The 19,538-nt window shown below is 71.4% G+C and carries 18 protein-coding genes; 10 read left to right on the top strand and 8 right to left on the bottom strand.

What is annotated here, in order from left to right:
* Positions 1-8 precede the first annotated feature (8 nt).
* A complete protein-coding gene (locus AB0J40_RS22080; RefSeq protein WP_364455943.1) occupies positions 9-578 on the bottom strand; it encodes a TetR family transcriptional regulator in 570 nt (189 codons plus the stop codon).
* A gap of 86 nt (positions 579-664) precedes the next feature.
* Here AB0J40_RS22080 and AB0J40_RS22075 point away from each other — a divergent pair, with 86 nt between their 5' ends.
* On the top strand, positions 665-1,561 hold the full coding sequence (locus tag AB0J40_RS22075) for an SDR family oxidoreductase (RefSeq protein ID WP_364455941.1): 897 nt from the start codon (positions 665-667) through the stop codon (positions 1,559-1,561).
* Positions 1,562-1,565: 4 nt separating this feature from the next.
* Here the strand turns inward: AB0J40_RS22075 and AB0J40_RS22070 are convergent, their stop codons facing one another.
* The gene (locus tag AB0J40_RS22070) at positions 1,566-1,925 is read right to left on the bottom strand and encodes a DUF4233 domain-containing protein (RefSeq protein WP_364456287.1); all 360 of its coding nucleotides are present in this window, start codon (positions 1,923-1,925) and stop codon (positions 1,566-1,568) included.
* Positions 1,926-1,975: 50 nt separating this feature from the next.
* A complete protein-coding gene (locus AB0J40_RS22065; protein ID WP_364455939.1) occupies positions 1,976-3,631 on the bottom strand; it encodes a folylpolyglutamate synthase/dihydrofolate synthase family protein in 1,656 nt (551 codons plus the stop codon).
* A gap of 72 nt (positions 3,632-3,703) precedes the next feature.
* Here AB0J40_RS22065 and AB0J40_RS22060 point away from each other — a divergent pair, with 72 nt between their 5' ends.
* Positions 3,704-4,339 carry a class I SAM-dependent methyltransferase gene (locus AB0J40_RS22060; RefSeq protein WP_364455937.1) on the top strand — a complete coding sequence of 212 codons (636 nt, stop codon included), beginning with the start codon at positions 3,704-3,706 and terminating at the stop codon, positions 4,337-4,339.
* 76 nt (positions 4,340-4,415) lie between these two features.
* Positions 4,416-5,276: an SGNH/GDSL hydrolase family protein gene (locus AB0J40_RS22055; RefSeq protein ID WP_364456285.1), complete on the top strand. Its 861-nt coding sequence runs from the start codon at positions 4,416-4,418 to the stop codon at positions 5,274-5,276.
* Here AB0J40_RS22055 and AB0J40_RS22050 read toward each other — a convergent pair.
* The gene (locus tag AB0J40_RS22050) at positions 5,260-6,036 is read right to left on the bottom strand and encodes an alpha/beta hydrolase (protein ID WP_364455936.1); all 777 of its coding nucleotides are present in this window, start codon (positions 6,034-6,036) and stop codon (positions 5,260-5,262) included. The genes AB0J40_RS22055 and AB0J40_RS22050 overlap by 17 nt on opposite strands.
* 3 nt (positions 6,037-6,039) lie before the next feature.
* On the bottom strand, positions 6,040-6,801 hold the full coding sequence (locus AB0J40_RS22045; RefSeq protein WP_364455934.1) for an alpha/beta hydrolase: 762 nt from the start codon (positions 6,799-6,801) through the stop codon (positions 6,040-6,042).
* A gap of 88 nt (positions 6,802-6,889) precedes the next feature.
* Here AB0J40_RS22045 and AB0J40_RS22040 point away from each other — a divergent pair, with 88 nt between their 5' ends.
* Both AB0J40_RS22040 and AB0J40_RS22035 read left to right on the top strand, forming a co-directional pair.
* On the top strand, positions 6,890-7,774 hold the full coding sequence (locus AB0J40_RS22040) for a LysR family transcriptional regulator (RefSeq protein WP_364455932.1): 885 nt from the start codon (positions 6,890-6,892) through the stop codon (positions 7,772-7,774).
* A gap of 56 nt (positions 7,775-7,830) precedes the next feature.
* Positions 7,831-8,829 (top strand): hypothetical protein, encoded by a 999-nt coding sequence (locus tag AB0J40_RS22035; RefSeq protein WP_364455930.1) that lies wholly within the window; start codon positions 7,831-7,833, stop codon positions 8,827-8,829.
* A 283-nt stretch (positions 8,830-9,112) separates the two neighbouring features.
* Here the strand turns inward: AB0J40_RS22035 and AB0J40_RS22030 are convergent, their stop codons facing one another.
* On the bottom strand, positions 9,113-11,734 hold the full coding sequence (locus tag AB0J40_RS22030; protein ID WP_364455928.1) for a valine--tRNA ligase: 2,622 nt from the start codon (positions 11,732-11,734) through the stop codon (positions 9,113-9,115).
* A gap of 57 nt (positions 11,735-11,791) precedes the next feature.
* Here AB0J40_RS22030 and AB0J40_RS22025 point away from each other — a divergent pair, with 57 nt between their 5' ends.
* The 5 genes from AB0J40_RS22025 (at position 11,792) to AB0J40_RS22005 (ending at position 17,379) form a co-directional block, all read left to right on the top strand.
* A complete protein-coding gene (locus tag AB0J40_RS22025; RefSeq protein ID WP_364455926.1) occupies positions 11,792-12,094 on the top strand; it encodes a hypothetical protein in 303 nt (100 codons plus the stop codon).
* A 49-nt stretch (positions 12,095-12,143) separates the two neighbouring features.
* Complete coding sequence (locus AB0J40_RS22020) at positions 12,144-13,151, top strand: hypothetical protein (RefSeq protein ID WP_364455925.1); 1,008 nt, start codon at positions 12,144-12,146, stop codon at positions 13,149-13,151.
* 73 nt (positions 13,152-13,224) lie between these two features.
* Positions 13,225-13,662 carry a MarR family transcriptional regulator gene (locus AB0J40_RS22015; RefSeq protein WP_364455923.1) on the top strand — a complete coding sequence of 146 codons (438 nt, stop codon included), beginning with the start codon at positions 13,225-13,227 and terminating at the stop codon, positions 13,660-13,662.
* 65 nt (positions 13,663-13,727) lie between these two features.
* On the top strand, positions 13,728-15,029 hold the full coding sequence (locus AB0J40_RS22010; RefSeq protein WP_364455922.1) for an MFS transporter: 1,302 nt from the start codon (positions 13,728-13,730) through the stop codon (positions 15,027-15,029).
* 43 nt (positions 15,030-15,072) lie between these two features.
* Positions 15,073-17,379: an FdhF/YdeP family oxidoreductase gene (locus tag AB0J40_RS22005; RefSeq protein WP_364455920.1), complete on the top strand. Its 2,307-nt coding sequence runs from the start codon at positions 15,073-15,075 to the stop codon at positions 17,377-17,379.
* Here AB0J40_RS22005 and AB0J40_RS22000 read toward each other — a convergent pair.
* Together AB0J40_RS22000 and AB0J40_RS21995 are read right to left on the bottom strand one after the other, a co-directional pair.
* Positions 17,370-18,632: an MFS transporter gene (locus AB0J40_RS22000; RefSeq protein WP_364455918.1), complete on the bottom strand. Its 1,263-nt coding sequence runs from the start codon at positions 18,630-18,632 to the stop codon at positions 17,370-17,372. The two genes, AB0J40_RS22005 and AB0J40_RS22000, sit on opposite strands and share 10 nt — an antisense overlap.
* Before the next feature lie 87 nt (positions 18,633-18,719).
* Positions 18,720-19,295 carry a hypothetical protein gene (locus AB0J40_RS21995; RefSeq protein ID WP_364455916.1) on the bottom strand — a complete coding sequence of 192 codons (576 nt, stop codon included), beginning with the start codon at positions 19,293-19,295 and terminating at the stop codon, positions 18,720-18,722.
* Between the last annotated feature and the right edge of the window lie 243 nt (positions 19,296-19,538).

Here is a 19,538-nt window from a genome sequence, read left to right as displayed (position 1 = left end):
GCGGGCGCTCAGCCGCCCGTCTCCGCCGCCAACGCGCGCAGGTCGGCGAAGGCCTCGTCGAGGTGCTCGTCCAGGCTGCGGTCCGCTTCCTCGATCCAGGCTCCGGCCGCGTGGTGGAAGGTCGCCCAGCCGACGTGGGCGGCCAGCGCGGCGAGCCGGTCGGCGACACCCCGGGCGCGCAGTGCCGCCGCCAGCGCGTCGCTCATCGCCGCGGCCTTGGCCAGGTCGCGTTCGCGCAGCGCCGGGGTCGCCGCGATGACCGCGAGCCGCGGTTCGGCGAACGACCGGTTGCCCTCGACGATCCGCCCGGCTTTCCGGAACGCGCGGAGCAGGATTTCGAGCGGCGGCAGCCCGTCGGGCGCTTCAGCCACCGAAGCCGTCAGGTCCGCGCGCAGGGTGGCTTCACCGTCGAAGAGCACTTCGCGCTTGTCCGGGAAGTGCCGGAAGAACGTGCGTTCGGTGACGCCGGCGCGAGCCGCGATCTCGGCGGTGGTGGTCCGGTCGAAGCCCCGCTCGGCGTACAGCTCCAGCGCCGCCTGCTGAAGGCGGCGGCGCGCTTCTTCTCCGCTGCGTGGCACGCCGTCAGCTTACCCGTAGCGACAGTGACTGACACTACGAGGTACAGTTCGTAGCGTCAGTCACTGTCACTACGCGGGAGAGTCCCATGCACGTCTTCGTCACCGGCGGGTCCGGCCAGACCGGCCCCGCCGTCGTCACCGAGCTGATCACGGCCGGGCACACCGTCACCGGCCTGGCCCGGTCGGACGCGGCCGCCGCCCGGCTCCAGCAGCTCGGCGCCACCCCGCACCCCGGCTCGCTCGACGACCTCGACAGCCTGCGCACCGGCGCCGAAGCCGCCGACGCCGTCCTGCACATGGCGTTCGGCGGCGACTTCACCGATCTCGACGACATGACCCGCCGCGACCGGACGGCGATCGAGGCGCTCGGCGAAGTCCTGGCGGGTTCGGGCAAGCCGTTCGTCAGCACGTCCGGCACGCTGGTCATGCCCGCGGGCCGCGAGAGCACCGAGCGGGACGAACCCGACGCGGCCGGGCTCGCCGCGTTCCGGATCGCGGGCGAGCGGGCCTGCCTGGGCTTCGCCGAGCGCGGCGTGCGGGCGAGCGTCGTCCGGCTCGCGCCGACCGTCCACGGCCCCGGCGACCGCGGTTTCCTCGCCTGGCTCGTGGACACCGCACGCAAGACCGGGCAGTCCGCCTACGTCGGCGACGGCGGCAACCGGTGGCCCGCCGTGCACCGGCTCGACGCGGCGGTCGTGTTCCGCTCGGCCCTGGAGCAGGCGCCGGCCGGCAGCGTGCTGCACGCGACGGCCGAGAACGTCCGCTTCGGGGACATCGCGGAGACGATCGGGCGCGGTCTGGGTCTACCCGTCGTCTCCCTGACGCCGGAGGAAGCCGCCGGGCACTTCGTCAGCCCGTTCATCGCGAAGGCGTACGGCGTCGACGCGCCCGTCTCGAGTGCGGCCACGCGGGAACTGCTTGGCTGGTCACCCCGCCACCCGACGCTGCTGGAGGACGTGGCGGACGGCGACTACCTGGCGTAGGAGGTCAGGGCTGGGGCTGCTGCTGGCTCGCCAGGGTGCCGGCCGCCATGCGGCGGGCGACGTCCTTGCGCAGCCACAGCAGCCACAGCCAGACCGCGAGGAAGAGCACACCCAGCACGGCGATCGCGGGCAGCCAGAACACCAGCGCGATCAGCACCACCTGCAGGCCCAGGATGACCGGCACCGCCCACGGGCGCTTGACGAACCCGCAGGTCACGATAAGCAGGACGGCCACCGCGATGACCGTCCAGCCGGTGCCCGTGCTGATCCCGCCGCCGAGCTTGTCGACCACCGGCAAGGCGAGGGCGACCGTGATCGCCTCCATGATCAGGGTCCCCGACATCACGCCGCGGAAGCCCTTCATCGGGTCCTTCGGCTTGGGCGTCTCGTTCTCGTTCTCGTTCTCGTTCGAGGTCACGCCGGCTCCTTCCCGAACAGGGTGCGCGCCTCGCCGACGGTGACCACCGAGCCGGTGACGAGGACGCCGCCGCCGGACAGCGGCTCTTCGGGGTCGTCGCTGGTCTCCACCAGCGCGATCGCCGTCTCGATCGCCGTCTCCAGGTCGGTTTCGGCGACCACGCGCTCCTCGCCGAAGATCGAGATCGCCAGCTGGTTCAGCTCTTCCAGGGGCATCGCGCGCGGCGACGAGTTGCGCGTCACGACGATGTCGGACACCACCGGCTCCAGCGCGTCGAGGATGCCGTGCGCGTCCTTCTCGGCCATCACGCCGACCACCGCGACCAGGCGGCGGAAGGCGAACTCCTCGGCCACCGTCGCGGCCAGCGCGCGGGCGCCGTGCGGGTTGTGCGCCGCGTCGAGCATGACCGCCGGTGCGGCGCGGACCCGCTCGAGCCGTCCCGGCGTCTCGACCTCCGCGAACGCCTCGCGGACGGCCTCGACGACCAGCTGCTTGTCCTTGCCCGCGCCGAAGAACGCCTCGACCGCGGCCAGCGCCAGTGCCGCGTTCGCGGCCTGGTGGGCGCCGTGCAGCGGCAGGAAGATCTCGTCGTACACACCGCCGAGGCCCTGCAGCTTGAGCAGCTGCCCGCCGACGGCGATCTCGCGCTCCAGCACGCCGAACTCGCTGCCCGCGCGCGCGACCGCCGCGTCGACCTCGACGGCGCGGGCCAGCAGCACCTTCAGCACCTCGGGGTCCTGCTCGGCGATGACCGCGACCGAGCCGGGCTTGATGATGCCCGCCTTCTCCTTCGCCGCGCTGACCGCGTCGGGGCCCAGGTACTCGACGTGGTCGAGGCCGATCGGCGTGATGACCGCGACGTCGGCGTCCGCGACGTTCGTGGCGTCCCAGGCGCCGCCCAGGCCGGCTTCGAGCACGGCGGCCTCCACCGGCGCGTCGGCGAACGCGGCGAACGCCATCCCGGTGAGGATCTCGAACTTGCTCATTTCGACGCCGTCCGCCGCGGCACCGTCCACCATGGACACGTACGGCGCGATGTCGTGCCACAGCTCGGCGTAGCGCGCGGCGGAGATCGGCTGCCCGTCGAGCGCGATCCGCTCGGTGACCAGCTGCAGGTGCGGGCTCGTGTAGCGGCCGACGCGCAGGCCCATCCGGGTCAGCAGGGCGTCGATCATCCGGGCCGTGGAGCCCTTGCCGTTCGTGCCGGCGACGTGCAGCACCGGGTAGCCCTTGTTCGGCTCGCCCAGCAGCTGCGTCAGCGCGGAGATCCGGGTCAGCGACGGCTCGATCTTCGTCTCCGGCCAGCGCTGGTTCAGCTCGGCCTCGACGGCCAGCAGCTCGCGCCGCGCCTCGGGCCCGTCCGGGTCGCCGTACACCGCGGCTTCGCCCTGGTCGTCGAGTTCGTGCAGCTCGGCGTCCTCGGGCACGGTCAGGTCCGGCACCGGCCCGGTGGCGAGGTTGTCGCCGAGCTGGCCGACCCCGCCGATGCCGCCGCGCGCGCCGCCGCCCGCTTCGAACGCGGTGTCGCGGACGTCCAGCTCCGGGTCGTGGTCGTCGGACTCCTCGTACCCCGACGCCCCCAGTTCGTCGACGCCCGCGAAGCTGTCGAGATCCGACAGGTCCGGCTTGCGACCTGTCTCATCCTGCGGCACTGAATCTCCTCCGGCCTGGGGTTTCGGCTTGCCGTACGAGTCTACGTGCGGGCGCGGTGGCACTCTCGACGCATGCCGTTCAACCACAACGACCACTACCACCCGCTGCTGCTGGACCACCTGCCGCCGGGTCCGGGGATCGCGCTGGACGTCGGGTGCGGCACCGGCCGGTTCGCGCGGCGGCTGGCCGCGACCGGCATGGCGGTGGAGGCGGTCGACGTCTCCGCGGCGATGGTCGAGGCGGCGGCGGGGCTCGGTTCGCCGGGGCCGGGCGAGATCGTCTACCGGCGGGCCGACGTCACCACCGATCCGCTGCCCGAGGCGCACTACGACTACATCTCCTGCCTGGCGTCCCTGCACCACATGCCGTTCGAGACGCTCGCGAAGCTGCGTCGCGCGCTGGTGCCGGGCGGGGTGCTCGTGGTGCTCGCCCTGGCGCGGCCGAGCACGCCGGCGGACTGGGCACGGGCGATCGCGGCGGTGCCGGTCAACGCGCTCGCCCGGCTGGTCGTGTACGCGGGCGAGCGGCTGAACGGCGGCCCCGAGGACGGCCCGAAGGCCCCGGTGGTCGACGACTTCCCGACGCTGGCCGAGGTGCGCCGCGAGGCGGCCCGGCTGCTGCCCGGGAGCACCGTCCGTCCGCTGTTCTTCTGGCGCACGTTGATCACTTACCGTGAGCACGGCGACGGTGACCCGACTGCCGGGTGAAGTTCATCTTCGTCGCGGACCGGTACTCGCTAGATGTGGAGGCAGCGTGTCCACCAGCGAGAACGGGGTCTTCTTCATGCGCATCACCCGGCTGCTCACCGCCGTCGTCTCGGCAGCCATCCTGCTGCCCGCGTCGGCCACCGCCGCCTCCGCGGCGAGCATCGGCAGCTACGTCGCCCTCGGCGACTCCTACACCTCCGGGCCGTTCATCCCGACGCAGCGGCTCGATCCGCTGGGCTGCGGGCGGTCCACGGCGAACTACCCGTCGGTGCTGGCCGCGGCGCTGCACGCGGACCGGTTCACCGACGTGAGCTGCGCCGGCGCGGACACCACGAACATGACCCGGCCGCAGGGCGTGCCGTTCAACGGCACCAACGCGCCGCAGCTGGGCGCGCTGCGGATCGACACCGACCTGGTCACGCTCGGCATCGGCGGCAACGACTACGGCGTGTTCGGCAGCCTGACCTCGACGTGCCCGGGCCTGCGGGCGAGCGACCCGACGGGCAACCCCTGCGAAGAGCACTTCAAGGGCTCGGTCACCTCGGCGATCGACAACATCGGGCCGCGGGTGGAGGCGGTGCTCGCCGCGATCCACGAGCGTTCGCCGAAGGCGCGGGTCCTGCTGGTCGGCTACCCGCGGATCGCGCCGGACAAGGGCTACTGCCCGGACGTGCTGCCGTTCGCCGACGGCGACTACGCGTGGCTGAACGGCGTCGAGGAGAAGCTGAACTCGACGCTGTCCGACGCCGCGGACGCGGACGGCGCGACGGAGTTCGTCGACACGTTCGGCCCCTCCCGCGGCCACGACGCGTGCGCGCGCGGCGGCTCGGCGTGGATCAACGGGAAGGACCAGAACGTCTTCGAGGCGGCCGCCTACCACCCGCTGAAGGCGGGGATGGCGGGCGTGGCGGCGATCGTGCTCAAGGCGTTGCGCTGAGGAACTCCAGCACCAACCGGGCGAACTCGTCCGGCAGCTCGGCCGGGGCACCGTGCCCCGCGTCGATCTCGGCGGCGCGCGCGTCCGGGATCGCGGTGACCAGCTCGCGCTGCTGTTCCGCCGTGACCAGCCGGTCGTGCGCGCTGCCGAGAACCAGGACTTCCGCGGCGATCTTCCCCAGGACCGGGCGAAGGTCGACGGTCCGGTCGGTCTCGATCTGGCGGGCCGTCCCGGGCTGGATCGCCGCTTCGAGCGTCTTGACGAGCTGCTCGTTGCTTTCGGCGGTGGCCTGCTCCCAGTAGCGCGGGCCGAACGCCATCAGCGGGAGCATGCGGGCGAAGGTCCCGGTCTCGAGCAGGTCCAGCCAGTAGCGGAACTCGGCGTCCTGCCGGGTGTCGGTCGCGGGCCAGGCGGCGTGCAGGACGGCTTTCCGGACGCGGTCCGGGCGGGTGCCGGCGAGGTGCGCCGCGACCACGGCGCCGAGGGAGTGGCCGACGACGTCGGCCGCTTTCACACCGGCGTGGTCCAGCACGGCTTCGGCCTGGGCGGCGAGGGCTTCGACGGTGATCGGGCCGCCATCGTCGACGGTCAGGCCCGAGCCGGGGAAGTCGGGGGCCAGGACGGTTCGGCCTCGTGCTTCGGCGGTCAGCGGTCCCCACTGTTCGCGGGAGGCGGCGGTGCCGTGCAGCAGGAGCAGCGCGGGGCCGTCGCCGGTCCGGTCGTAGTGGACGACGGCGTCTTCGAGCGTCACTTCGGGCATGGTTCAGGCGATCTCTCGGAGGGCGGCGGTGAACGCGCGCGGGTCTTCCTGGTGCGGGATGTGGCCGCAGCCCTCGATGATCCGCACTCGCGCGCCGGGCGTCTCCGCCGCGCACTCGCGCGAAACTTCGACGGGGATCTGGGTGTCCAGTTCGCCGTGCAGGTAGGTGATCGGCACCTTCAGGTCCTTCAGCCGGGGCCGCGGGTCGTAGGTGGTGATCTCGGTGAAGTGCGCGTCGATGTAGACGCCGGAGTCGAGCAGCTGGCGGATGGTCCAGTCGACCAGCGCGGGCGAGGCCTTCGGGCCGAACCAGCCCGGCACCCAGCCGGAGACGGTGCCGAAGCGGTCGTCGACGAGCTTGGTCAGGAGGTCCCGCACGGTTTCGCGCATGCCGGTGCTGGGCCAGTACCCCGGGCTGTCGACGGCGACTGCGTGGTGCACGAGTTCGGGCCGGGCGAGGGCGAGTTCGGTGGCGAAGACGCCGCCGATGCTGGAGCCGACGACGGTCGGTGCCACTTCCAGCGTCTCGATCACCGCGGCGAGGTCTTTGACGACCCCGGCGATGGAGTTGCCCTCGAGGGGCCGGTCCGAGCGGCCGCAACCGCGCCAGTCGAGCGTGATGACGCGGTGGTCGCGCACCAGATCGGGCAGGCAGGCCTGCCAGACGCGGCCGCTGGCGCCCCAGCCGTGCAGGAGCAGCAGGGCCGGGCCGGTGCCGGCGTCCTCGTAGTAGAGCCGGGTGTCGTTCACTGTCGTGTAAGGCATGTCTCGAGCTTGGTGCGCTTCCGCGCGGTCATCGATGGGCAATCCGCTCGTACACTCATCACGAAAGCTGATGAATGGGGTGGGGCCGGTGGACCTGCGGCAGCTGAGGTACTTCGTGGCGGTGGCGGAGGAGCTGCACTTCGGCCGCGCGGCGGAGCGGCTGCACATCGTCCAGCCGGCGGTGAGCCAGCAGGTGCGCCGGCTGGAGCGTTCGCTGGGGGTGGCGCTGTTCCTCCGCACGACGCGGTCGGTGGTCCTGTCGGAGGCCGGGCAGCGGTTCCTGCCGCACGCGCGGGCGGTGCTGTCGGCGGCCGACCGGGCGGCGGACTCGGTGGCGGAGTTCCGCGACCTCCGGCTGCTGCGGCTCGGCACGAGCGAAGGTCTAGGTGATCGGCTGGACCTCTTGCTGGGTTCCTTCGCGCGGCTGGCTCCTTCGGTTTCCTTGGAGCTGGTGCACGCGCCCACTGCTCAGCGGCTCGAGCGGGTTCGTGACGGTTCTCTGGATGCCACGATCGTTCGGGGTTCTTGGCCTTCGTCCGGGCTCGACTTCACTCCTTTGTGGATGGATGAGGTTTGGGTGGCGTTGCCTGCTTCTCATCCCTTGGCTGCTTCCACCGAGGTTACTTTTGCTTCGCTGGCTTCGCTTCCGGTTCGGTTGAGCCCGCCTTCGCGGAACCGGCCGTTGTTCGACCTGGTGGTGTCGTGTTGCCGTTCGGCGGGGTTCGAGCCGGTACTGGGCCGCGATTTCACGACGGCTCAGGACACGCTGGGGACGCTGGGGTTCGGCCGTCCACACTGGACGGTGTTCTACCGGGCGCATGCCAATTTGCTGCCGGTGCCGGGGGTGGTGTTCCGGCCGCTGCGGGACCCGACGCCACGGATGCAGACGTATTTGGCGACGCCGTCGGAGCGGCGAGTGACACCGGAGGTGGTGTCGTTGATCGAAGCGGCGCGAACCATCGAGGCCGGCTGAGCAGTATCGCGGCGCGTTGTCCGGGTCCCGGGTCGTCGGTGCGCCATCATGTCCGGGTGGCCGACGCCGAGCCGAGCAGCAAGCCTGCCGAGAAAGAACAAAAGCCGCCCGAGGGCTTGTCCCAGTTCATCGGCAAGGTGCTCGACCAACTGAGCCTGAGCGCCTGGATGCCGGCCGCCATGCTCGTCGGCTGCGGCGCGGTGCTGCTCCAGCTCCGCAGCCAGGGGAACTTCGACTTGGGTGCCGCGGTGGTCGGGTTGACCGCGAAACCGCTGGGCATCCTCGTCGTCCTGCTGTTCGCACTCGTCTTGGCGGCCCTGGTCAGCCAGGCGTTCTCGTTCTCGGCGATCCGGTTCTTCGAGGGCTACTGGAAGGGCCCGCTCGTGTGGCTGGGCATCTACCGGCTGCTGGTCCGGCGCAAGAGAAAGAAGTGGGCGAAGGTCACGGAGAAGCTCAAGCGGCAGACCAATCTGGCGTTCGAGACAGCCAGGAAGGAAATGCTCGACACGGAAGCATATGATCTTGCGTTCGTCCGCTTGGTCGAAAACGCCTTCCGTATGGAGGACCCACCCGATACGCCCGAACAGCGGGCAGCGGAGTCGTTCGAGTGGCGACGGGTTCTGCCTCCTGATGTCGTGAGCAGGGAGTCCCGGCTCGCTCAGGCGCAGGCTGACTTCCCGGAGCCGCACCGGATCCTGCCCACCAGGCTCGGCAACATCCTGCGCGCGACCGAAGATCGCATCAACCGAGGTCAGGACGACACCCAGGACCTCGTGCTCCGGCGCGGCGACGACATCCCGGCCCGGCTCCGAACGCACCACGACCAGTTCCGCACCCGGCTCGACATGTACTGCACGCTGATCTTCGTCCACCTCGGGCTTGCGGGGCTCACCCTCGCGTTGCTGGTTCCCGCCCGGAACTCGTTGCTGGGCACCGCCGTGACCACCGCCGTTTTCCTGGCGCTGGCCGCCGCGAGTTATTCGGCCGCGGTCGCGAGTGCACGTGGCTACTGCACGACTCTCAAGGTGATCTTCTCAGCGCCCGCTTCCCGATGACGGCTCCATCGGCAGCCGGTGCTTGGGACAGACCGGGGTGCCGACCGAACGAGCCGTTTTGCCGCAGCCGGGCACCGTGCACCGATACCGCTTCATCCGCAGCTCGGAGTCCCCCGGGAGCCGGTCGTCGACCACCATCAGACTTTCCCCCGCGTACCGCGCGTGTCAACGAACCTGCGGGAGTCAACGGTTGTCGAGCGCTCTGCCACTCTTGGCAGCTTCCCACCTCGTTACGACAAAGCCCGGCACTCCGCGAGGGAGCACCGGGCCTTGGTCGTCGACCTCAGGAAGCCGGCAGGGCCGCCAGCCGGGCCGTGATGCGGTCGATGTCCGCCACCGCCGTCTCGCGGCGGGTCTTGATCTTGTCCACCACCTGCTCCGGGGCCTTCGCGATGAACGCCTCGTTGCCCAGCTTCCCCTCCGTCTGGGTCAGCTCCTTCCGCGCCGCCGCCAGGTCCTTCTCCAGCCGCTTGCGCTCGGCCGCCACGTCGACCGTGCCCGACAGGTCCAGCTCCACCGTCACCACGCCGTCGGCCAGGGCCACCTCCAGCGACGCGCTGGCCGCGAACTCGGGAGACGGCTCTGTCAACCGGACCAGCGAACGGACCGCCGATTCGTGGCCGCCGGTGTAGCCCGCCAAGCGGGCCGCCACCTTCTGGCCCGGCTTCAGGCCCTGGTCCGCGCGGAAGCGGCGGATCTCCGTCACCAGCTTCTGGACGTCCGCGATCCGGGCGTCGGCCACCGCATCGGCGTAACCCTCGAACGCGACCGGCCAGGAGGCGATCACCAGCGACTCACCGCCGGTCAGCGCCGTCCAGAGCTTCTCCGTGATGAACGGGATGAACGGGTGCAGCAGCCTCAGCACCGTGTCCAGCACGTGGCCCAGCACCGCCCGGGTGGCGGAGACCCGCGAGTCATCCCCTTGGTACAGCTGGACCTTCGCCAGCTCCAGGTACCAGTCGCACAGCTCGTTCCACGTGAACTGGTAGAGCGCGCCCGCCACCTTCGCGAACTGGAAGTCCTCGAACAGGCCGTCCACTTCGGACACCAGGGCGCCCAGGCGGCCGAGGATCCAGCGGTCGGCCTCGGTCAGCTCTGAAGAAGAAGGAAGCGGCGAAGCGACCGAAGCCCCGTTCATCATCGCGAACTTGGTGGCGTTCCAGAGCTTCGTGCAGAAGTTGCGGGAGCCCGCCGCCCACTCGTCGGCCAGTGCCATGTCCGCGCCCGGGTTCGCGCCGCGGGCCAGGGTGAACCTCGTCGCGTCCGCGCCGTACGCGTCCATCCACTCCAGCGGGTCGATCACGTTGCCGCGCGACTTCGACATCTTCTTGCCCTGAGCGTCGCGGATCAGGCCGTGCAGGTACACGTGGTCGAAGGGCTGCGACCCCTTCATCTGGTGGACGCCGAACATCATCATCCGGACGACCCAGAAGAACAGGATGTCGTAGCCGGTCGACAGGACGCTCGTCGGGTAGAACTTCGCCAGGTCTTCCGTGGCGGAAGGCCAGCCCAGCGTCGACATCGGCCACAGGCCCGACGAGAACCACGTGTCCAGCACGTCCGGGTCCTGCGTCCAGCCCTCACCGGACGGCGGCTGCTCGTCCGGGCCGACGCACACGACTTCGCCGTCCGGGCCGTACCAGACCGGGATGCGGTGACCCCACCACAGCTGGCGCGAAATCGTCCAGTCGTGCATGTTGTCGACCCAGTCGAAGTACCGCTTGCCCAGCTCCGGCGGGTGGATCTTGGTGCGGCCGTCGCGGACCGCGTCGCCGGCCAGCTTGGCCAGCTCCTCGACCTTGACCCACCACTGCAGCGACAGCCGCGGCTCGACGACCGTGTCACAGCGCGAGCAGTGCCCGACCGCGTGCACGTACGGCCGCTTCTCCGCGACGATCCGGCCCAGCTCCCGCAGCGCCGCGACCACCGCCGGCCGCGCCTCGAACCGGTCGAGCCCCTGGAACGGGCCGGAAACCGTGATCTCGGCGCGCTCGTTCATCACCGTGAGCATCGGCAGGTCGTGGCGGCGGCCGATCTCGAAGTCGTTCGGGTCGTGCGCCGGGGTGACCTTCACCGCACCGGTGCCGAACTCCGGGTCGACGTGCTTGTCCGCCACGATCGGGATGCGGCGGCCGGTCAGCGGCAGCTCGACCTCGGTGCCGACCAGGTGGGCGTACCGCTCGTCGTCCGGGTGGACGGCGACCGCGGTGTCGCCCAGCATCGTCTCCGCGCGGGTCGTCGCCACCACGATCGCGTTGTCGCCGTCGCCGTAGCGGATCGAGACGAGCTCACCGTCGTCGTCGTTGTGGTCGACCTCGATGTCCGACAGCGCGGTCTGGCAGCGCGGGCACCAGTTGATGATCCGCTCGGCGCGGTAGATCAGGCCTTCGTCGTAGAAGTTCTTGAACACCGTCTGGACGGCCTTGGACAGGTTCTCGTCCATGGTGAACCGCTCGCGCGACCAGTCGACGCCGTCGCCGAGGCGCTTCATCTGGCCGAGGATCTTGCCGCCGTACTCGGCCTTCCACTCCCAGACGCGCTCGACGAACTTCTCCCGGCCCAGGTCGTGGCGCGAAAGGCCCTCGCCGGCCAGCTGGCGCTCGACGACGTTCTGCGTCGCGATGCCCGCGTGGTCCATGCCCGGCAGCCACAGCACCTCGTAGCCCTGCATGCGACGGCGGCGGCTCATCGCGTCCATCAGGGTGTGGTTGAGCGCGTGGCCCATGTGCAGCGAACCGGTGACGTTCGGCGGCGGCAGTACGATCGAGAACGGCGGCTTCCCCGACGAGGCGTCGGCCGTGAAGTACCCGGCCGCTACCCAGCGGTCGTACATCGGTGCTTCCTCGGCGGCCGGGTCCCAGGCACCCGGAAGGTCGGTGGTCTGCTGCGGAGCGTTCTCGGTCACAATGGACAAGTCTACGAACCCGTCACGGCGGGTCACCCAGGGGGAAGGCACTCTCCGATGGCACAGCCTCAGCAGCCCCAGGATCCGGACGACCGGCGCCTGGAGACGCACCCCGACCTGATGAACCCGGACTGGCAGAAGTACGCCGAACGGGACGCCTGGCTGGGCGCGAAGAAGGACCTCAAGAAGCGCCGCAAACGCGAGCGCCGCGCGGGCGGCTTCCAGCAGCCCGGGCACAGCCGGTGGCCGGGCGTGCTCGCGCTGCTGCTGGTCGTGGCCCTGGTCGCGGCGGCCGTCATCGTGCACCAGATCCAGGGCGTCGGCGTCAACGAGGACCCGTTCCTGTTCTTCGGCTCGTAACGCCCGGCCCCCGCCGTCGATGATCAGGCATCGACCTTGGGGGAAGCACGTGGACGACGACAACCTGCTCGACTCGCACCCGGACCTGATGGACCCGGAGTGGCGCAAGCACGCGCAGACGGACGCCTGGCTCGGCGCCAAGAAGGACCGGAAGCAGTTCCGCAGGCAGCAGCAGCGCGGCGCGCGGAAACCCCGGCGCCGCTGGTGGATCTTCGCCGTGTTCGTGCTGATCCTCGCCGTGACCACGGCAGCGATCGTGTACGTCGGCCACCGGTCGGCCCCGGCCCGGGACGCCGTCCCGGAGATCCCCGACCCGACGAGCGTGCCGGACTACGCCCACGTCGACCTCGCCCGGCCGTACGCCGACACCCCGGCCCAGAACTGGCCGAAGGGCCTCGACGGCATCACCTCGCCCGCCGCGGCGCCGGTCGGCGCCTTCAAGGCCGAAGCGGTCTCGGACGCCTACGCGAAGGTCCGGCAGGCGATCACCGCCGCGCACTTCGACCCCGCGGTGCTGTTCTCGCACGACCCGAAGGCCTACCTCGCGCTCTTCGCCCCGGACCAGCGCGAACAGCTGGCGCCGCGGCTGGCCGAGAAGCCGGCGAAGGACAAGGCGGGCTTCGACTCCTACCTGACCGAGATCGCCGACGGCTACCACCTCCTCGACGCGGGCCCCCGCACGTTCGGCACGCTCACCGCGCGTGCCGGCGACAAGCCCGGCGAGCTGGCCGTCGACGCGAAGTACGTCGTCGCCTACGCCTTCGACAACGTCCACCCCGAGACGCTGATGAGCCCGAACGAGATCGTCAGCTTCCTGCGCGTCGACGAGACCTACGTCGTCGCCACCGGTTCGCGCGTCGCGAAGAGCAGCCAGGGACTGTGGATCGACGGCGGGCAGAGCGCGACCTCGTCGGTCGGCTGCGCGGCCGCCCGGGAGGGCTTCCTGGCGCCCGGCTACGCGAACCCGCCGACCGGGCCGTCGGCCGGCGAAGACCACAACGCGCCGGGCTACTACGACCCGAAGTACCCGGTCCCGACCATCGACGACTGCCACTGACCCACCCGCACTCCCGGCAGGGGGTGCGTCACATCCGGATGCACAGCCTGGACTGTACAGTTAACCTGTGTGCATGGGCGAAGTACCCGCACACGTGGCCGAAAGCGCCGGCTGGCTCCGCGGCGTCGTCGCGCAGCTGCACCGGCGGCTGCGGCAGGTCGACAACGCCGGGATCCTGACGCCGTCGCAGTCCGCCGTGCTCAACCGGCTGCACCGCGAAGGTCCGGCCACGCAGGGTGAGCTGGCCGCCGCCGAGCACGTGCGGCAGCAGTCGATGGCCGCCACCCTCGGGGTCCTCGACGAGCTCGGCTACCTCGCCCGCACCCCCGACCCGGCCGACCGGCGCCGCGTGGTGATCAGCCTGTCCGAGAGCGGCCGCGACACCGTGCGCGGCATCCTCCAGCACCGCGAGGAGTGGCTCGCCCAGGCGCTGGCCGACGCCCTGTCCCCCGCCGAGCTGGAGACCGTCACGCGCGCGCTGCCGCTCTTGCAACGCGTGGCCCAGCACTAGAAGGAGTCCTCACGACCACCCTCACCGCTCCCGCGAAGTTCGGCGCCCGCCTGGTTTCCCCGCTGGTGGCCGGCGCGGTGCTCAACCCCATCAACTCCACGCTCATCGCCGTCGCGCTCGTGCCGATCGGGCAGAGCTTCGGCGCCGGTCCCGGCCAGACCGCGTGGCTGATCTCGGCGCTCTACCTGGCCACCGCGGTCGGGCAGCCGGTGGTCGGCCTGCTCGTCGACCGCTACGGCGCCCGCCGCGTCCTGCTCGGCGGCGCGACACTGGTGATCATCGCCGGGATCGCCGGCCTGCTCCCGATCTCCGTCGGCTGGCTGACCGGGGTGCGGGTCGTGCTCGGCCTGGGCACGTGCGCCGGGTTCCCGGCCGCGATGGCCGTGCTGCGCCACCACGCGGAAGCCACCGGTCAGGGCGTACCCGCCCGCGTGCTGGCGCTGCTGTCGATGTCCGCGCAGACGGTGATGGTGATCGGCCCGACCCTCGGCGGCGTGCTGATCGCCCTGTTCGGCTGGCCGGCGATCTTCGCCGTGAACATCCCGCTCGCCGGGCTGTCGCTGGTGCTGGCGCTGCTGTGGGTGCCGAAGAGCGACCGCGGCGAGCGCACCGCGAAGCGGATCGACGTCCTGGGCATCGCGCTGTTCTCGGCGACGCTGCTGGCGCTGCTGTTCTTCCTGATGGACCCCGGCACCGACAGCTGGGTGCTCGCCCTCGTCGCGGCCTTCGGCACCGCGTTCGCGCTGGTCGAGCTGCGCCGCGACAACCCGTTCCTCGACCTGCGGATGCTCGCCGCCAATCGGGCGATCCTGCGCACCTACCTGCGCCAGGCGCTGAGCTTCATGGCCATCTACGCGATCATGTTCGGCTACGTCCAGTGGCTGGAGACGACGCGGCAGCTGTCCGAGGAGGCCGCCGGGCTGATGCTGCTGCCGATGTCGGGCACGGCCGTGTGCGCGGCGGCGTTTTCGGGACGCGCGTCCGGGATCCGCGGGCGGCTGATCACGGTCGCGGTGGCCCTGGTCGGCGGCTCGGCGCTGCTGCTGCTCGTCCACGACGGCACGTGGGTGGGCGCGCTGCTGGCGCTGGCGGCGTTGTTCGGGCTGGCCCAGGGCCTGACGAGCGTCGCGAACCAGACGACGCTCTACCGCGAAGCACCGGCCGAGCAGATGGGCACGGCGAGCGGCCTGTTCCGCACGGCGCAGTACTTCGGCGCGATCGTCGCCTCGACGCTCATCGCGCTTTGCTACGGGCCGCACGCGGACTCGGCCGGCCTGCACCGGCTGGCGTTCGCGCTCGTCGCCGTCAGCGTGCTCCTGCTCGTCGTCACCGTCGCCGACCGGGGTTTGCGCGCCGCCGAAGCGTGACCCCCGTTCGCGTTCGGCGATCATCGAGGCGCACGATGAACGCATGACCCGTGAAGCGCCGGTGCAGGACGTGGACGAGAACCGCCTCGAGGTGGGCAAGCCGAAGGGCTGGGCGGCCGGGATACCGGGCGTGGCCGTGTCGCTCGCGCGCAGCGTCGAGCAGATGGGCACCGGCCGGACGGTCAAGGCGCTGCGGCTGCTGAACCAGCGCGAAGGCTTCGACTGCCCCGGCTGCGCGTGGCCGGAGCCGCGCGAGGTCGACGGCGAGAAGCGCAAGCTGGCCGAGTTCTGCGAGAACGGCGCCAAGGCCGTCGCCGAGGAAGCCACGAAACGACGGGTGGACCGCGAGTTCTTCGCGCAGCACCCGATTCAGGAGCTTCGAGCCAAGACCGACTACTGGCTCGGCCAGCAGGGCCGGATCACCGAGCCGTTCGTGCTGCGCGAAGGCGCGACGCACTACGAGCCGATCTCTTGGGACGACGCCTTCGAGCTCGTCGCCGGCGAGCTGAAGGCGCTGACCGACCCGAACGAGGCGATCTTCTACACCTCGGGCCGCACCAGCAACGAGGCCGCGTTCCTCTACCAGCTGCTCGTGCGCTCCTTCGGCACCAACAACCTGCCGGACTGCTCCAACATGTGCCACGAGTCCTCGGGCGCGGCGCTGGCCGCGACGACCGGCGTCGGCAAGGGCTCGGTGAGCCTCGCCGACATCCACAAGGCCGACCTCATCGTCGTCGTCGGGCAGAACCCGGGCACCAACCACCCGCGGATGCTCTCGGCGCTCGAAGAGGCCAAGGGGAACGGCGCGAAGATCATCGCCGTCAACCCGCTGCCCGAAGCCGGGCTGATGCGGTTCAAGAACCCGCAGAACGTCCGCGGCGTCGTCGGCAAGGGCACCCCGCTGGCCGACGAGTTCGCGCAGATCCGCCTCGGCGGCGACCTCGCGCTGTTCCAGGCCGTCGGGCACCTGCTGCTGGCCTGGGACGAGGAAGCGCCGGGCGCGATCGTCGACCGCGACTTCGTCGAGCGGGTCACCGAGGGCTTCGACGACTACGCCAAGCACCTGCGCGAGATCGACTGGACCGCCGTCGAGCGCGCCACCGGGCTGCCGCGCGAGCAGATCGAGCGCGTCGCGCGGATGATCGCCTCCTCCGAGCGCACGATCTACTGCTGGGCGATGGGCCTGACGCAGCACAAGCACGCCGTCCCGACCATTTCGGAGATCGCGAACCTCGCGTTGATGCGCGGGATGATCGGCAAGCCGGGCGCGGGCCTGTGCCCGGTGCGCGGGCACTCGAACGTCCAGGGCGACCGGACCATGGGCATCTGGGAGAAGATGCCGCAGTCCTTCATGGACGCGTTGGCAACCGAGTTCGGCATCGACGTCCCGCGCGAGCACGGCTTCGACACCGTCGACGCGATCCGGGCGATGCGCGACGGCCGCGGCAAGGTGTTCTTCGCCGTGGGCGGCAACTTCGCGTCCGCGACACCCGACACCGAGGCGACCGAGAAGGCGCTGGAGTCGTGCTCGCTGACCGTGCACGTCTCGACGAAGCTGAACCGGTCGCACGTCGTGCACGGCCGCACCGCGCTGGTCCTGCCGACGCTCGGCCGCACCGAGCGGGACGTCCAGGCGAGCGGCGAGCAGTTCGTCACGGTCGAGGACTCGATGTCGCAGGTGCACCCCTCGCGCGGGCGCCTGAAGCCGGCGAGCGAGCACCTGCTGTCGGAGGTCGCCATCGTCTGCCGGCTGGGCGAGGCGCTGTTCGGGGCCGGGCACGCCGTGCCGTGGCGGACGTTCGAGACCGACTACGACCTGATCCGCGACCGCATCTCCCGGGTCGTGCCGGGCTGCCAGGACTACAACCGCCGCGTCCGCGAGCCGGACGGGTTCGTGCTGCCGCACGCGCCGCGCGATTCGCGGGAGTTCACCGGGACGGCCAACGGCAAGGCCAACTTCACGGTGTCGGCGCTGGAGTACCCGGCCGTGCCCGAGGGCCGGCTGCTGCTGCAGACCATGCGCAGCCACGACCAGTACAACACCACGATCTACGGCCTGTCCGACCGCTACCGCGGCATCGAGAACGCCCGCCGGGTGGTCCTGGTGAACCCGGCCGACATCGCGGCGCTCGGCCTGACCGACGGCGCGCTGGTGGACCTGGTCTCGGAGTGGCGCGACGGCGACCGCCGCGCGCCGTCGTTCCGCGTGGTGGCCTACCCGACGGCCCGCGGCTGCGCGGCGGCGTACTTCCCGGAGGCCAACGCGCTGGTGCCGCTGGACTCGGTCGCGGAGAAGTCGAACACGCCGGTGTCGAAGGCGATCGTGGTGCGCCTGGAAGCTCAGGCCTGACGAGCCGGCCGCGCCGCGGCCGCGGGAAGGTCCCGGCCCGCCCGCACCGGGCCGGCGACCACGATCACCGTCGCCGCCACGAGCACCGCCATCACCGCCCACACCGCCGTACGCGGTCCGGCCAGCGACCCCAGCGCACCGGCGAGCAGGGCACCGACGGCGCTCGAGCCGTTCGCCAGCAGGCTGCTCGTCGCGACGACCCGGCCGCGCACGCCCGACGGCGGGTACGTCTGCCGGAAGCCCGCGGCGAGCACGTTCGCGGCCACCACGGCCGCGCCGACGGCGACTCCGCCTGCCGCGGCGAAGGCCAGGCCAGGGCCGGGCTCGGTCAGGGGAATCAGCAAGCCGAACGGAGTCAACCCGAGCAGGCAGGCCAGCAGGCCGCGTGCGCTGCCCCAGCGCCGCGCGAGCCGGACGGCGAGGGCCGCCCCCAGCACCCCGCCCGCTCCCGGTGCCGCCACCAGCACGCCCACCGCGCCCGGCGGGACGCCCACCTCGTTCACGAAGAAGACGACCTGGATCGCCTGGTAGCCGGTCAGCGCGATGTTGGCGACCGCGCTGAACACCGCCAGCGAACGCAGGTACCGGTCGTGCGCCACCCACCGCAGCCCGTCGGCGATCTCCCGGCGCAGGGTGCCCGGCCGCCGCCGGGCCGGCCGGGGTGGTTCCCGCGCGGAGATCGCCGCCAGGCACCCCGCGGACACCAGGAACGTCACCGCGTCGACGACCAGGCCGGCCACCGCGCCCGCCCACTGGGCGAGCGCACCCGCCAGGCTCCGGCCGGCGAGCTGCGCGACCGACTCGCTGCCCTGCAGCTTCGCGTTCCCCTCCGGCAGGTCCGCCGGGGCGACGAGGACCGGGAGGTAAACCCGGTAGGCCGTGCTGAACAGCACACCGCTCGCCCCGGTCAGCAGCGCGACCACGACCAGCTGCGCCACGGTCAGCACGCCCAGCCCGGCCGCGACCGGCACGCTGACGAGCGCCGCGGCCGAAACGACGTCGCAACTCAGCAGCACGGGCCGGCGCGGGAGCCGGTCGACCCACGCCCCCGCCGGCAGGCCGAGCAGCAGCCACGGCACCCAGGACGCGGCCGCGAGCACGCCCACGGTGAACGGCCCGGCGTGCGTCACCAGCACCGCCACCAGAGGCAGCGCGACGGTCGTGACGTTGCTGCCCAGCTTGCTGGTCGTCTCGCCCGCCCACAGCAGGCGGAAGTCCCGGTGCCGCCACAGCCCGCCACGTCGTCCGGCCACCCGGCCCCCTCCCGATCTTCCGGGAGGATGCCTCGTGCCGCGCGGGCCTGTCAGCGAGTTTCGCGGCCGGCGCAACGCCGGCGGGGCTCAGCCCTTGTAGTCGCGCAGCAGGGTGTTGGTCATGTCGGTGACCACCGCCTGGACGTTGTCGAGGGTCGCCGGCGGGATCAGGGCCGCTTCCGTGCCGCCGTCGGCGATCGCCATGCTCAGCACGACGTTGCCGGTGCGGACCGCGGCCCACTGCTCGGAGACCCCCGCCTCGTCGCCGACGCCCGTGACCAGCCGGACGCCCGAGTGGTCGCCGAGCGCGTCGGTCAGCAGCTGGCTCGCCTTGGTCGCGCCGTCGTCGGCGTCCGGGTCGGTGAACCGCACGACGGCGATCGTCACGAGCCGGTAGTCCTGCATGTTGGGCTTGCCGCCGCCGAGATCGCGGGCGAAGAGGCGCTTGCAGCTGGTGAGGTCGTTGCCCTCGGTCGAGCGGTCCTGGGGGACGACCTTCGCGTCGGCGGTCTTCACCGAGGAGGCCGGGACTTCGACGGTTCCGGGGGCGAGCTGGTTGTGCGCGTTCGGCCCGGGCAGCTTGCAGGCGTCGATCGATTCGGGGTAGTGCGCCGCGGTGGATGCCGACTGGCACCCGGCACACAGAACGGCGGAAGCGAGCACCGGAAGGAGCCACCCTCCGCGGGCAACGCTGCTACGCATAGGTTCCGGACTTTCCGTATTTCTCGAAATTGACTTTCCGGGTCGTCACCGGTCCGGTGATCTTTTCCGGTCCGTCGCGCGGGACTGCCGCCGACGGTCATCGCACCCTGCCTCACCAGGCAGGGTGCGTCAAGACCAGTCACCCGCGTGGTCCGCCGTGGTCCGGTCGGCGGAAAACGCCTTCGCCTCGTTTCGCGGAAATCC

This window comes from Amycolatopsis sp. NPDC049691 (assembly GCF_040675005.1).
Lineage (GTDB): Bacteria > Actinomycetota > Actinomycetes > Mycobacteriales > Pseudonocardiaceae > Amycolatopsis.
The sequence above is the reverse complement of the archived record's forward strand: the minus strand, read 5'-3'. Positions and strand labels throughout refer to the sequence as shown.

Excerpts from the sequence above, each read along its gene's own strand:
- AB0J40_RS22075 (WP_364455941.1), top strand. The coding sequence starts at position 665 with ATGCACGTCTTCGTCACCGGCGGGTCCGGCCAGACCGGCCCCGCCGTC.
- AB0J40_RS22070 (WP_364456287.1), bottom strand. The coding sequence starts at position 1,925 with ATGAAGGGCTTCCGCGGCGTGATGTCGGGGACCCTGATCATGGAGGCG.
- AB0J40_RS22060 (WP_364455937.1), top strand. The coding sequence starts at position 3,704 with ATGCCGTTCAACCACAACGACCACTACCACCCGCTGCTGCTGGACCAC.
- AB0J40_RS22055 (WP_364456285.1), top strand. The coding sequence starts at position 4,416 with ATGCGCATCACCCGGCTGCTCACCGCCGTCGTCTCGGCAGCCATCCTG.
- AB0J40_RS22050 (WP_364455936.1), bottom strand. The coding sequence starts at position 6,036 with ATGCCCGAAGTGACGCTCGAAGACGCCGTCGTCCACTACGACCGGACC.
- AB0J40_RS22045 (WP_364455934.1), bottom strand. The coding sequence starts at position 6,801 with ATGCCTTACACGACAGTGAACGACACCCGGCTCTACTACGAGGACGCC.
- AB0J40_RS22025 (WP_364455926.1), top strand. The coding sequence starts at position 11,792 with ATGGCACAGCCTCAGCAGCCCCAGGATCCGGACGACCGGCGCCTGGAG.
- AB0J40_RS22015 (WP_364455923.1), top strand. The coding sequence starts at position 13,225 with ATGGGCGAAGTACCCGCACACGTGGCCGAAAGCGCCGGCTGGCTCCGC.
- AB0J40_RS22005 (WP_364455920.1), top strand. The coding sequence starts at position 15,073 with ATGACCCGTGAAGCGCCGGTGCAGGACGTGGACGAGAACCGCCTCGAG.